The sequence below is a fragment of the Streptomyces sp. NPDC057428 genome (assembly GCF_042803195.1).
Lineage (GTDB): Bacteria > Actinomycetota > Actinomycetes > Streptomycetales > Streptomycetaceae > Streptomyces.
The window spans coordinates 39,680-51,917 of record NZ_JBHVCT010000015.1 but is presented as its reverse complement, the minus strand read 5'-3'; the positions used below and the strand labels follow the sequence as shown (position 1 = coordinate 51,917).

General features: G+C 70.1%; 13 protein-coding genes and 3 pseudogenes. 10 read left to right on the top strand and 6 right to left on the bottom strand.

Annotation, left to right across the window (positions count from 1 at the left end):
* Position 1: 1 nt before the first annotated feature.
* Positions 2–760, bottom strand: a complete 759-nt coding sequence (locus ACFU5K_RS08845; RefSeq protein WP_384058362.1) for a hypothetical protein — start codon at positions 758–760, stop codon at positions 2–4.
* 241 nt (positions 761–1,001) lie between these two features.
* Here ACFU5K_RS08845 and ACFU5K_RS08840 point away from each other — a divergent pair, with 241 nt between their 5' ends.
* Complete coding sequence (locus tag ACFU5K_RS08840) at positions 1,002–1,451, top strand: DUF6083 domain-containing protein (protein ID WP_384058360.1); 450 nt, start codon at positions 1,002–1,004, stop codon at positions 1,449–1,451.
* Between the two features lie 320 nt (positions 1,452–1,771).
* Here ACFU5K_RS08840 and ACFU5K_RS08835 read toward each other — a convergent pair.
* The 3 genes and pseudogenes from ACFU5K_RS08835 to ACFU5K_RS08825 all read right to left on the bottom strand — a co-directional run.
* Positions 1,772–2,083: pseudogene (locus ACFU5K_RS08835) on the bottom strand (catalase); the annotation flags it as partial.
* Between the two features lie 184 nt (positions 2,084–2,267).
* Entirely contained in the window at positions 2,268–3,161 is an 894-nt protein-coding gene (locus tag ACFU5K_RS08830) for a 2-hydroxy-3-oxopropionate reductase (RefSeq protein WP_384058358.1), read from the bottom strand.
* A 42-nt stretch (positions 3,162–3,203) separates the two neighbouring features.
* Positions 3,204–4,043, bottom strand: coding sequence for a TIM barrel protein (locus tag ACFU5K_RS08825; RefSeq protein WP_384058356.1), 840 nt, complete (start codon positions 4,041–4,043; stop codon positions 3,204–3,206).
* A gap of 234 nt (positions 4,044–4,277) precedes the next feature.
* On the opposite strand from ACFU5K_RS08825, the gene ACFU5K_RS08820 reads away from it, so the two are divergent.
* The 8 genes and pseudogenes from ACFU5K_RS08820 to ACFU5K_RS08785 form a co-directional block, all read left to right on the top strand.
* On the top strand, positions 4,278–4,529 hold the full coding sequence (locus ACFU5K_RS08820) for a hypothetical protein (protein WP_327113012.1): 252 nt from the start codon (positions 4,278–4,280) through the stop codon (positions 4,527–4,529).
* Complete coding sequence (locus ACFU5K_RS08815) at positions 4,526–4,903, top strand: helix-turn-helix domain-containing protein (protein ID WP_384058354.1); 378 nt, start codon at positions 4,526–4,528, stop codon at positions 4,901–4,903. Before ACFU5K_RS08820 ends, ACFU5K_RS08815 begins: the two co-directional genes overlap by 4 nt.
* Positions 4,904–5,058: 155 nt before the next feature.
* Positions 5,059–5,580 carry a 2-oxo-4-hydroxy-4-carboxy-5-ureidoimidazoline decarboxylase gene (gene uraD / locus ACFU5K_RS08810; protein WP_384058352.1) on the top strand — a complete coding sequence of 174 codons (522 nt, stop codon included), beginning with the start codon at positions 5,059–5,061 and terminating at the stop codon, positions 5,578–5,580.
* Positions 5,581–5,585: 5 nt separating this feature from the next.
* Positions 5,586–5,975: a hydroxyisourate hydrolase gene (uraH, locus tag ACFU5K_RS08805; protein ID WP_384058350.1), complete on the top strand. Its 390-nt coding sequence runs from the start codon at positions 5,586–5,588 to the stop codon at positions 5,973–5,975.
* Between the two features lie 6 nt (positions 5,976–5,981).
* A complete protein-coding gene (gene pucL / locus ACFU5K_RS08800; RefSeq protein ID WP_384058349.1) occupies positions 5,982–6,905 on the top strand; it encodes a factor-independent urate hydroxylase in 924 nt (307 codons plus the stop codon).
* 58 nt (positions 6,906–6,963) lie between these two features.
* Positions 6,964–7,203: pseudogene (locus tag ACFU5K_RS08795) on the top strand (purine permease); the annotation flags it as partial.
* A 45-nt stretch (positions 7,204–7,248) separates the two neighbouring features.
* Positions 7,249–8,646 (top strand): 8-oxoguanine deaminase, encoded by a 1,398-nt coding sequence (locus tag ACFU5K_RS08790; RefSeq protein WP_384058347.1) that lies wholly within the window; start codon positions 7,249–7,251, stop codon positions 8,644–8,646.
* A gap of 111 nt (positions 8,647–8,757) precedes the next feature.
* A pseudogene (locus tag ACFU5K_RS08785) lies at positions 8,758–9,521 on the top strand (solute carrier family 23 protein); the annotation flags it as partial.
* A 124-nt stretch (positions 9,522–9,645) separates the two neighbouring features.
* Here ACFU5K_RS08785 and ACFU5K_RS08780 read toward each other — a convergent pair.
* Together ACFU5K_RS08780 and ACFU5K_RS08775 are read right to left on the bottom strand one after the other, a co-directional pair.
* Positions 9,646–10,515 (bottom strand): chitosanase, encoded by an 870-nt coding sequence (locus ACFU5K_RS08780; protein WP_384058345.1) that lies wholly within the window; start codon positions 10,513–10,515, stop codon positions 9,646–9,648.
* A 104-nt stretch (positions 10,516–10,619) separates the two neighbouring features.
* The gene (locus tag ACFU5K_RS08775) at positions 10,620–11,423 is read right to left on the bottom strand and encodes a chitosanase (RefSeq protein WP_384058344.1); all 804 of its coding nucleotides are present in this window, start codon (positions 11,421–11,423) and stop codon (positions 10,620–10,622) included.
* A 64-nt stretch (positions 11,424–11,487) separates the two neighbouring features.
* Between ACFU5K_RS08775 and ACFU5K_RS08770 the strand changes: the two genes are divergently transcribed.
* On the top strand, positions 11,488–12,171 hold the full coding sequence (locus ACFU5K_RS08770) for an alpha/beta fold hydrolase (protein WP_384058342.1): 684 nt from the start codon (positions 11,488–11,490) through the stop codon (positions 12,169–12,171).
* The last annotated feature ends 67 nt before the right edge of the window (positions 12,172–12,238 follow it).

The window sequence follows — 12,238 nt, the reverse complement described above, 5'->3', positions numbered from 1 at the left end:
CTCAGTCCCAGGTCTCCACGGACCTGCCGTCCTTGGACACGCTGAAGTAGTCCACGGCGGACAACTCCAGCCGGAACACCATGCCGTGACGTGCGCGGACATCCGCCACCGTCGTAGACGCGGGCTCGCGCAGATGCCGGCTCACGGGAGGATCACCCGCCGTCGGCAGGGCGGGTTCCTCGGCCCGGGTCGGTGAGTCGCCGCGCACGGTGTCCCAGGACAGGGTCTGCGAGGGGTCGGACACCTGGGCCGGTTCCGGCGTGCCCGGGCCCGTCGGGTTCGGGCCGCGGCCCTCGTAGTACGCGACGAGACGCCTGCGGTGGTCGTCGTGACCGAACGGGATCGTGCCCGCCGCCCCACCACCAGCGGCTGGCTTCTTGTCGCCCGCGGTGAAGATTCCCTCCAGGACGGTGCCGATCCGCTTCGGATCGGCACCGTAGTACGCGCTCACGCGCAGCGTGCACCTGATCCTGTAGCGGTCGTCGTCGGAGGACGAGAGCCACTCCTCGGCCGCACCGCCCGCGCACGTGTCGTCCAGGGTGACCAGGCCGAGGGTGAGCGGCGTCTTCCTGTCGTACGCGCGCACGACGGACCTGAGATGCTCCTCGGCTCCCTCACGGGATTGCCGCGCCCGGGTGCCTCCGGCGAGTTCGCGTACCTCCTCGGGATCGGTGGCACCGTCCTGCGCGTAACAGCCGGTGAGGGCGAGGAACACGCTGAGCGGGAGCGACAATGCGGCACGGACACGGGTCTTGGTCATACGGCCAGTCTCGCCGCGCGGACGGCGGCGTCCATCCGCCCGCGTACTCATCCGGCCGAGCCGGGGTCCGGCGGCCCGCCTGCCACGAGGACATGGACGACGACCGGCCGAGGTGTCCGGGAGGCCGGTGGCCCGGTGCGCCTCATGGAGCGACATCCGGCGCACGGGTGCCCCCGCCCACCATCCGTCGCGGCCGGATCGCGTCCTACCGGAAGCCGTGACTCGGCCCGATCCTTGGCCCATGGGGGACATCGAGAACACCGCGTCCTGCCCGGACCGTCCCGACGGTGACACCGGCCGGCACACGGCAGCCTGGCAGGTGCTCCTCGAAGGCGCCACCGCCCCGCGGCCACCGGCCCTGCCGGAGTGCCCGTTCTGCGACCTGCGGCAGGACCGGTACGCCACCTCGTACGCCGGGCACTGGGTCCTCCTCGAACCCCGCATCCTCGTCCCGGCCCATACCGTGCCCCCGCGGCGGCGCTGGATCATCACCTCGACCGGGACCGCCATGAACCTTTGGGACGCGGAGCCGCTCCCCGGCGCCCTGTGCCGCATCCCGCACCGCATCGCCTGCCCCCGTCTGGAGCCGGAGGACCACTGGCCTTGGGTGACGGCTCTGCGGCAGCACAACCTGCAGCGCACGCAACGCCTGTTCGAGCTTCCGGAGCAGGGCCTTCCGGACACAGGGTGACCCCGCGGCCGTCGGACATGAACGGGTTCCCGGCACACGGAACAGGGGTGCGGTGCACGCCGACCGGCGTACACCGCACCCCTGTTGCGTTCACAGTGACCGCGACGGCGGACCTGGGTGCGGGAGGCCGGCTCCTTCAGGTCTGGAGCGGGCCTCCCGGCCCTTCGCCACCGCACTGGCGTCGTCCGCCGCCGCGGTCCCGTCCTGCCGGTGCCGCACGCTGCCCCTCGTCCGGGTGCGCGGCACGGGCAGGGCCCTGGGAAGAAGGCTCAGTCCTCGCGCAGGGCGCGGACCGCCTCCTCCACGCGCCGGCCGTAGTCGGCGTCGGCACCGCCCAGCGAGTCGGCGACCGTGGAGAAGCGGATGAACGTCTCGGTGCGGCGGCCCACCTCGGAGAGGAAGTCGGCGCGGGTGAAGCCGGTGACGTCGTCCGTCACCTCGAAGTAGCCGTACGCGCCCGAGCCGCGGGCGTGGACCACGCGCTCCGGGATGCGCTCACGGTTGAAGCGGGCGAGCTTCTCCAGCAGGTGCTGGTCCTGGAGGAGGACCGGCCCGCCGGCGCCGGCCGTGGCGGAGTTCTGGTTGTCGGCGACCGGGGCGCCTGACTCGGTCGTGAGCACACGCTGGGACATGGAGGCCATCCGTACGGGGCTGCTGACGGCTTCAGGAGCGTAGATAAGCCGGGAACGGTGCGTCAACAGTTTGTTGAAATTGGAGGAGTGGGTTCCGGGTCGCGGCGGCACCTGGGCGCGACAGGACAGGTGTCAGCGCCGCCGCGACCCGGAGTTCAGGGGGGCCTTGGAAGGGGCCGGGGTGTCAGACCTGGGAGCCGGACAGCCGCTCGACCGAGCGCAGCAGCGCCGAGTGGTCGAGCCCGCCGTCGCCCTGGGCGCGCAGCGAGGCGACCAGCTGGGCCACGACCCCGCCGACGGGCAGGGCCGCGCCGACGTTGCGGGCGGCGTCCGTCACGATTCCCATGTCCTTGTGGTGCAGGTCGATCCGGAAGCCCGGAGCGAAGTCACGCTTGAGGAAGTTGTCCTTCTTACGCGTCAGTACCGTCGAGCCCGCGAGGCCGCCGTTCAGGACGTCCAGCGCGGCGCCGAGGTCCACGCCGGACTTCTCGAGGAAGACCACGGCCTCGGCGCAGGCCTGGATGTTGACCGCGACGATCAGCTGGTTGGCTGCCTTCACCGTCTGGCCGGAGCCGTGGGGGCCGCACAGCACGATCGTCCTGCCCAGCGCCTGGAGCAGGGGCTGCGCGGTGTCGAAGTCCGTCTGCTCGCCGCCGACCATGACGGACAGGACGGCCTCGATGGCGCCGGCCTCGCCGCCGGAGACCGGGGCGTCCAGGACACGGATGCCCTTCTCCTTCGCCTTCTCGGCCAGGTCCACGGAGGTCTGCGGGGTGATCGACGACATGTCGATCAGCAGGGTGCCCCGGCGGGCGTTCTCCAGGATGCCGTCCGGACCGTACGCGATCGCCTCGACCTGTGGGGATGCGGGGACCATCGTGACGACGACGTCGGCGTCCCGCACCGCGTCGGCGATCGAGGCGGCGCCCCGTCCGCCCGCCGCGACGAGCCGCTCGATCTTGTCCTGCTCCAGGGTGTAACCGGTCACCTGGTATCCGGCCTTGATGAGGTTCTCGGACATGGGGGAGCCCATGATGCCGAGGCCGATCCAGGCGACCTTGGGGAGGTTGCTGCTCATGTGGGTGCCTTCCGGTAAACGTGTGTGCGTGGGGCGGGGCCCTCAGCGGGCCGGCCGGTGCCCGGCCGCGAGCCATGCGAACGACTCGGCGCTCGGACGGCCGCCCGGCTTGTACTCCAGGCCGACCCAGCCGTCGTAACCGGCCTCGGTCAGCTCGTCGAGGAGCCTCTCCAGCGGGAGCGAGCCGGTGCCGGGCGCGCCGCGCCCCGGGTTGTCGGCGATCTGGACGTGGCCGGTCTTCGAGGCGTAAGCCTTGATCACCTGGCTGAGGTCCTCGCCGTTCATCGACAGGTGGTACAGGTCGAGCAGGAACGCGGCGTTGCCCAGGCCCGTCGCCTCGTTGACGCGGTCGACGACCTCGATGCCGGCCGGTGCGCTCACCAGCGGGTAGAGCGGCGACTCCGTGACGTTGAGGGTCTCGACCAGGAGGGTCGCCCCGATCCGGTCGGCCGCGCGGGCGGCCAGGACCAGGTTCTCCAGGGCGAGTTCGTCCTGTACGGCGGGGTCCACGCCTTCGACGCGGTTGCCGTACAGGGCGTTGAGCGCCGTGCAGCCGACCGAGGCGGCGAAACCGGCCGCCACCTCGATGTTGGCGCGGAAGCGGTCCGACTCCGCGCCTGGCACCGAGACCGCGCCGCGGTCGGGGCCGGGCAGGCGGCCCGCGTAGAAGTTCAGTCCCACCAGCTGCGTTCCCGCGTCGTCGAGCGCCTTCTTCAGGGCGTCGAGCTCGGCCTGCGCCGGGGTGGGGGTCTCGATCCAGGGCCACCAGAGCTCGACCGCGGTGAAGCCTGCCGCGGCTGCCGCCGCCGGGCGCTCCAGGAGCGGGAGTTCGGTGAAGAGGATCGAGAGGTTCACATCGAAGCGCTGGTCCGAGAAACCCATTCTGCACTCCTTCCGTATTGCGGAAGTTACTTTCTACTTAACGGAAGATTGCCCGGCAGGTGACAGGACTGTCAAGAGGCCGCCCGGATTTCCGGACACATCCGAGCGGGGTGGAGGCCGACCGGCGAGCCTGCGGGCCCCGGGTCCGGGCCCGCAGGCCCCCGCGCGTACGTGCCATAGGGTCGGAGTGAGCCGTGCGAGCCGATGGATGCGGCGGGACATGAGGGAGGCACCGTGCGCTTGAGGGTGGAATTCACCACCGAGCCGTTCGATCTCGACGAGGCACCCGCTCACGCGGTCGTGGCCCGGGAGGTCATCCAGGCGGCCGACCTCGACGCCGTCGACGTGGGCCCTTTCGGGAACACGGCCGAGGGGGGTGCCGACCAGGTCCTCACGGCTGTGGACTCCCTGCTGCGCAAGGCCCTGGCCTCCGGTGCCACCAGGGTCTCCCTCCAGGTCAACGTGATCGGGGAGGACACCCCGTGACCGAACCGGCCGACCACCCCCTGGTCTCCGCGGTGAAGCCGCTCGTCGACGCCATGGGCGCCGAACTGCTGGACCCGGAACAGGCCGCCGACGACGACGTGGTCCTCGCCTGGGAGGGCTCGGACGTCATCGCCGTACGGCTGCCGCAGCTCTCGGAATCGCTGGACCACATCCTGGCCGCGATGGAGCGACGGCACGGGATGCCGCTCGCCGGCCTGGACAGGAAGGCCAAGCAGGGCGTGGTGCGGACCCTGGAGGCGCGCGGTGCCTTCTCCGTGCGACATGGTGTGGAGACGGTGGCCGGTGCGCTCGGTGTCAGCCGTTTCACCGTCTACAACTACTTGAACCGGGATGATTCCGCCAAGGGTGAGTAGTCGAGCGCAATGCGGGTGGATGCCGTCGTCCGGGACCTCGGGCGGCGGCATCATCTGTTCGCGGAATTTCAACAAACTGTTGACGTGGTGTTGCGAAGGGCGTTAGCTATCCGCAGCCCGACGACGCACAGCGAAATACGGCCACGGAGGCTCCCGTGACTTCGAGCTCGACACCGGGCCTCGCCCGGTTCAACACCCTGGCGGCCGGCGAGGCCACAGCCGCGCTGCACGAGGTGTGTGCCAGTGCGGCGTGGGGAGACTTCGTCCTCGCCCACCGGCCCTACGCCGACGTGGAAGCCCTTCTCTCCGCGAGTGACGCCGCCATGGCCGAACTCTCGGCGCAGGACCTGGCCGAGGCGATGGCGGGCCACCCGCCCATCGGCCGCCCGAAGCCCGGGGACCCGGCCTCGGCCCGTGAGCAGCGGGGCATGGCCGGGGCGTCCGAGGACCTCAGGACCGAGATGCTCGAACTGAACCTCGCCTACCAGGAGCGGTTCGGGCACGTCTTCCTGATCTGCGCCACCGGCGCCACCGGTGAGCAGCTGCGTGACGCGGTGAAGTCCAGGATCGGGAACTCGCCCGGTGAGGAGCGCGGACACGTGCGCACCGAACTGGGCAAGATCAACCGCATCCGGCTGACCCGCCTCGTGCAGAACTCCCCAGAACAAGGAGTGTGACGGTCTTGAGCACCGACACCACCGCATCGGTGTCCACCCACATCCTGGACACCAGCATCGGCCGCCCCGCCGCAGCCGTCGCCGTCTCGCTCGCCGCACGCCGCGGCAGCGGTGACTACGTGGCACTCGGCGGATCCGTGACCGACGCGGACGGGCGCTGCAAGGACCTGCCGGCACTGCCGGAAGGCACCACCCACGTGCGGCTCGCGTTCGACACCGAGTCGTACTTCACAGCCAAGAAGCAAGCCGAGGCGCAGCAGGACGCCCCCCGCGTAAGGGACAGCGGCGCGTTCTTCCCGGAGGTGGCGATCGCGTTCGCCGTCACCCCGGGCGAGCACTTTCACGTACCGCTGCTGCTCAACCCGTTCGGCTACTCCGTTTACCGAGGGAGCTAGCAGACAATGCCCACGATTCTCGGCCAGAACCAGTACGGCAAAGCAGAGAACCGCGTCGTCAGGATCGTGCGGGACGGCGACACCCACCACATCAAGGACCTGAACGTCTCGGTCGCGCTCTCCGGCGACATGGACGACGTCCACTACTCCGGCTCCAACGCCAGTGTCCTGCCGACGGACACCACCAAGAACACGGTGTTCGCCTTCGCCAAGGAACACGGTATCGAGTCGGCCGAGCAGTTCGGCATCCACCTCGCGCGGCACTTCGTCACCTCGCAGGAGCCGATCAGGGTCGCCCGCATCCGGATCGAGGAGTACGGCTGGGAACGCATCGCGACCTCGGACGGCAACTCGAAGTTCATCGGCGCCGACGAGGTCAAGCACTCCTTCGTCCGCAAGGGCCAGGAGACCCGCGTCGCCCAGATCACCTTCGACGGGGCGAAGTGGGAGGTCGTCTCCGGCCTCAAGGACCTCACCGTCTTGAACTCCACCAACTCCGAGTTCTGGGGCTACGTCAAGGACAAGTACACGACGCTGAAGGAGGCGTACGACCGCATCCTCGCGACCGACGTCTCCGCCCGGTGGCGGTACAACTGGACCAGCGACGAGGAGCGCATGCCCAACTGGGAGAAGTCCTACGAGCAGACGCGGGGGCACATGCTCCAGGCCTTCGCGGAGACGTACTCCCTCTCGCTCCAGCAGACCCTCCACCAGATGGGTTCGCGCATCATCAACAACCGCAGCGAGATCGACGAGATCCGCTTCTCCCTGCCGAACAACCACCACTTCCTCGTCGACCTGGAGCCTTTCGGCCTCAAGAACGACAACGAGGTCTACTTCGCGGCCGACCGTCCGTACGGCCTCATCGAGGCGACGGTGCTCCGGGACGGCGTCGAGCCGAAGATCCCGGTCGACATGACCAACCTCTGACGCGGAGCTGAACCGGCCCCCGCCCCCGGCCGGGCGGGCGCCGGTCATCCCGGAGGGGAGCGGCATCCGGACCCTGGCCGGGGCCGGGCTCGACCACGGCTCTCTCGTGGCGGCTGTACTCGGCGCGGGCATCACCCCGCTCGCGGCACCCGTCTTCCACGCCGGATTCCCCTCCTGGACGCAGACCGTGCTCGGCTCCGGAATCAGTGCGGGAACGCTCGTGGCGGTCCTGCTCAACCTGTTCCTCCACCATCTCGGCACCCACAGCCGTAACGCTGTGGCACTCAAATCCCCCTAGGGTCCTGCCGTGCCCACATCGCCAGAGTCAGAAGAAGGAAGCACCATGGCAGCTTCGGCGGACCTCAGGCCCACGCAACGCATCGTCATCGAGAACTGTTCGATCGCCACGGTCGACGCCCAGGACACGGAGTACGCCTCGGGACACGTCGTCGTGGCGGGCAACCGCATCGAGTCCGTCGGCGCGGGGAGCGCACCGCAGGGACTCACCGACGTCGTACGCCGGATCGACGGCACCGGACACCTCGTCACACCCGGTCTGGTCAACACGCATCACCACTTCTACCAGTGGATCACCCGGGGCCTCGCGACCGACCGCAACCTCTTCGACTGGCTCGTCGCGCTGTACCCGACGTGGGCGCGCATCGACGAGCCGATGGCCCGTACCGCCGCACAGGGCTCGCTCGCCATGATGGCCCGCGGCGGTGTCACCACCGCGATGGACCACCACTACGTGTACCCCCGCGGCTCCGGCGACCTGTCCGGCGCGATCATCGGTGCCGCCCGCGACATGGGTGTGCGGTTCACCCTCGCCCGCGGCTCCATGGACCGCAGCCAGAAGGACGGTGGTCTGCCGCCGGACTTCGCCGTGGAGACCCTCGACGGCGCCCTCGCGGCGACCGAGGCGACCATCGACGAGCACCACGACGTCTCCTTCGACGCGATGACACGGATCGCCGTCGCGCCCTGCTCGCCTTTCTCCGTGTCGACCGAACTTCTCGAACAGGGAGCTGAGTTGGCACGCCGTCGCGGTGTGCGGCTGCACACGCACGGTTCGGAGACCGTCGAGGAGGAGCAGTTCTGCAAGGAACTGTTCGGCATGGGCCCGACCGACTACTTCGAGTCCACCGGCTGGCTCGGCGACGACGTGTGGATGGCGCACTGCGTCCACATGAACGACTCCGACATCGCCGCCTTCGCGCGCACCGGCACCGGCGTCGCCCACTGCCCCTCCTCCAACGCCCGCCTCGCCGCGGGCATCGCACGCGTCCCCGACATGCTCGCCGCCGGCGTCCCGGTCGGCCTCGGTGTCGACGGCACCGCCTCCAACGAGTCCGGCGAACTGCACACCGAACTGCGCAACGCCCTCCTCATCAACCGTCTCGGTGCCCACCGTGAGAAGGCGCTCGACGCGCGCCAGGCGCTGCGACTGGGCACCCACGGCGGAGCCAGGGTCCTCGGCCGTGCCGACGAGATCGGCTCGCTGGAGCCGGGCAAGCTCGCCGACCTGGTGCTGTGGAAGCTGGACACCCTGGCCCACGCCTCCATCGCCGATCCGGTGACCGCCCTGGTCTTCGGCGCAGCGGCCCCCGTGACCCTCTCCCTGGTCAACGGCAGACCCGTCGTCGAGGACAACCGCCTCACCACGGTGGACGAGGACACCATCGCGCGGGCGACCCGCGACGAGGCCAGGCGCCTCGCGCAGATCGCCGCCGGGGCCTGAGGCCCCGCACCCCCATGAACAGGCCGGCCGAGGGGGACGGCCCTCGGCCGGCCGCTGCGGACCCGTGAAGGCCCGCAGCAGCCCGTGCGGTGCGCGTACGAGCCGTACCGCGGCAACGCCACCGCCGACCACTACGGCTCGATGACCAACATCACCATGGCCGCCGTCACCCTCGTCATCGTGCTCGCCCTGCGCAAGCTGCTGCGGGGATTCCTCCAGCAGATCGCGATCCTGCTCGGTCTCGTCGTCGGCACCCTGATCGCGATCCCTGCCGGTATCACCGACTTCGGGGCGCTCGGCGACGCCGATCTGGTCGGCTTCCCGACGCCGTTCCACTTCGGCGCACCGCAGTTCGAGATCGCGGCCATCGTCTCCATGCGCATCGTGATGCTCGTCTGCATGACCGAGTCGACCGCCGACATGCTCGCACTCGGCAAGATCGTCGGCCGCCCGGCCGACGAGCGGACCATCGAGGGCGGTCTGCGCGCCGACACCCTGGGCAGTGCCGTCAGCCCGCTCTTCAACGGCTTCATGTGCAGTGCCTTTGCCCAGAACATCGGGCTGGTCGCGATGACCAGGGTCCGCAGCCGGTTCGTCGTCGCCGCGGGCGGTGTCATCCTGGTGCTGCTCGGCCTGGTTCCGGTCGCCGCGTCCGTCATCGCCCTCGTCCCGCTGCCGGTCCTCGGCGGCGCCGGGATAGTGCTCTTCGGGTCGGTATCGTCGCGGCGGCCGTCGGCGTCGGCCTCATACCGATCGCCGCGCCGGACTTCTACCACGCCTTCCCCGAGGACACGCTCGTGGTCCTGGACTCGGGCATCTCCACCGGCTGCGTCGTGGCGATCGTTCTGAACCTGGCCTTCAACCACTGGGGCCGGTAGCCGGAGGCCGAGGCCGGCACACAGCCGAAGGACCCGATGGCCGTACCCGTGGCCCACTGACCCACCGGTGCGCGTACGGGAACCCTCGCGGACACCGCGTACGCGCACCGGGTCGCCGGTGTCAGCCGATGTGGAAGGCGTCGCCGTAGACGTGCCAGTCCAGCGGCGGATCGAGGTTCAGATTCCCGGCGCGCAGGAAGACGCGCTGGGCCGTGTCCACCCGGCTGGTGTCCGAGTGGGCCTCCTCCTGCCTCATCGCCCAGACCCGCGCGTCCAGGAACGCGTCGAGGTAGGCGACCTCGTCACCGCCCTGCGACGGCGGCCGGGCCTGCGACAGGGCCCGCTCGCGGATGGCCCAGAAACCCGTGCTGTCCCCGCCGCCACCGTGCATGACGATGGCGTCGTAGTACGCGAACTGCCCCAGCGTCCCGATGCCGTCGGCCTTGCCCTGACGCACCGCCGGGTCGAAGTACACACGGTCACGCTCGTCGTTCTGCGCCCGCTGGAAGGCGGGGTCGGACGCCGCCCTGGCCCAGGCCCCGGTGAATCCGGGGTCGAGCCCGTCGTGCGAATCGGTGCCGTCTACCTCGCGCAGGGCGGGCAGGTAGCTGGCCAGCGCGTTGCCGGGGACGCGCTCGGTGTACAGCTCGACCAGGTCGAGCATGTCTCCGGTGCCGGAGCAGAACCCGATGATGCCGGCGGTGTATCCGCGGCCGTCGTCGATGTCCTCGATGTAGCCGTACTGGGCCTTCCAGTCCAGCGTCGAGTTCTCGGCGCTGGACACCAGTTGCATCGCGATGTCCTTCTTCGCGGGATCGTCGAGTCCGGTCGCGGCTGCCTCCAGGTGTGACACCGACGGCGTGGGGGCGGCGTCGGCCTGGGCGGTCGCCGGAATCGCCGTGAAGGTCAGCCCGAGGGCCAGCACGGCGAATCCGACGCTGCGGGTGAGTCGGGTGGTGCGACGCGAGGTGCTGGTGTGGGGGTGATGCACCGGTCCTCCAAAAGGAGTTCGTCGTTCCGATGTTCTGTTAGGAAACTTTCCTACCAGAGGTCGGAGCGCGTGGTAACCTCCCGTGCACCCATGACCATCGGTCGTCAGTTCCCGTCGATGCGGAAGTGCTCCCCGTAGACCTTCCACGCCAACGGGGTCTCCAGCTGCAGTTTTCCCTGGCGGACGAAGACGCGTTGCGCGGTTTCCACCCGGCTGGTGTCGCTGTGCGAGGGCTCTCTCCGGATGGCCGCCACCCGGGCGTCCAGGAACGCGTTCAGGTACGTCTCCTCGTCCCCTCCCTCGGCGGGGGTGTCCTGCTCGGCGAGGGCCTGGGCGCGTATCGTGCGGAAGCCGACGGTGCCCGCCGAGTCGGCGCCACCGTGCATCACGTAGGCGTCGTAGTAGATGAACTGGCCGAGCGCGCTCAGCCCGTCGGCCTCGGCCCGCTCGACCGCGGGGTCGAAATAGGTGTGGTCCCGCTCGGCGTCCTGGGCCGACCGGAAGAGCGGGTCGTCCGCCGCCTTTACCCACGCCGAGGTGTAGGCGTCGCCCAGCCCTTCGTGCGAGTCGCCGCCCCGGACCGCGCGCAGGGCGGGCAGGAAGGGCTCCAGGCCGTTGCCGGGGCGCTTGGCCGTATAGCGCTCGACCACCTTCAGCATGTCTCCGGTGCCGGAGCAGAACCCGATGATGCCGGCGGTGTATCCGCGGCCGTCGTCGATGTCCTCGATGTAGCCGTACTGGGCCTTCCAGTCCAGCGTCGAGTTCTCGGCGCTGGACACCAGGCGCATCGCGATGTCCTTCTTCGCGGGATCGTCGAGCCCTTTCTCCGAGGAGCCGGTACCGGAGGCGGAACAGCCGGTCAGGACGAGGACCGCAGCCGCGGCGAGGGCGAGACGTCTGTGCTTCACGCACCAAGCGTGCCAGGCCGGGGGCCGGGGCCGGCCGGGGCGAGACGCCTGTAGCGTTCGGGATATGGAAGATCAGTCTGTTGTGGACGTCGGCGATGTGCGGCTGGCGTACCGGACCTGGGGCGACCCGTTCGGTTCCCCCGTGGTCCTGTTGCACGGCCTGGGCGGCTCGTCCCTGAGCTGGGAGGCGGTGGGCGGCCTGCTCGGCGAGGAGTGGCGGGTGTACGCCGTCGACCTGCGCGGCCACGGCGAGAGCGACTGGCCGGACGAGTACAGCTTCGAGCAGATGCGGGACGACGTCCTGGAGTTCCTCGACGCCTGCGAGCTCGACCGGGTCGGCCTCGTCGGCCACTCGATGGGCGGAGTGGTCGCGTATCTGCTGGCGGAGGAGCACGCGGACCGCGTGGAGCGGCTGGTGCTGGTGGAGACCCCGCCGCCGTTCCCGGGACAACTGGTCGCCGGCGGCCACCCGGGCGGCCCGGTGGACTACGACGAGAACGCCGTGGACGAGGTCCGGGCCCAGATCGCAGATCCGGATCCCCGGTGGGCGGAGGAGCTCGGGCAGATCGTCGCCCCGACGATGATGATCGCGGGGGGCCCGGAGAGCACCATGCCGCAGGGCAGGCTCGCCGACATGGCTTCGCTCATCCCCGACTGCCGGCTCATCACCCTGGGCGGCGGTCACCACGTGCACAAGAGGCACGCGGACCAGGTGGCCCAGCAGATCACCGAGTTCTTCACCAGCTGACGGGTACCGCGCGGCGTGGCCGGGGCGCCCCGGGCCGACGGCGAGCTCGCCGCCGGCCCGGGGCCCG

Bases quoted from the DNA above. Each gene is read 5' to 3' on its own strand.
- ACFU5K_RS08825 (WP_384058356.1), bottom strand. From the start codon at position 4,043: ATGGGTTTCTCGGACCAGCGCTTCGATGTGAACCTCTCGATCCTCTTC.
- ACFU5K_RS08830 (WP_384058358.1), bottom strand. From the start codon at position 3,161: ATGAGCAGCAACCTCCCCAAGGTCGCCTGGATCGGCCTCGGCATCATG.
- ACFU5K_RS08845 (WP_384058362.1), bottom strand. From the start codon at position 760: ATGACCAAGACCCGTGTCCGTGCCGCATTGTCGCTCCCGCTCAGCGTG.
- pucL (WP_384058349.1), top strand. From the start codon at position 5,982: ATGCCCACGATTCTCGGCCAGAACCAGTACGGCAAAGCAGAGAACCGC.
- ACFU5K_RS08840 (WP_384058360.1), top strand. From the start codon at position 1,002: ATGGGGGACATCGAGAACACCGCGTCCTGCCCGGACCGTCCCGACGGT.
- ACFU5K_RS08770 (WP_384058342.1), top strand. From the start codon at position 11,488: ATGGAAGATCAGTCTGTTGTGGACGTCGGCGATGTGCGGCTGGCGTAC.
- ACFU5K_RS08790 (WP_384058347.1), top strand. From the start codon at position 7,249: ATGGCAGCTTCGGCGGACCTCAGGCCCACGCAACGCATCGTCATCGAG.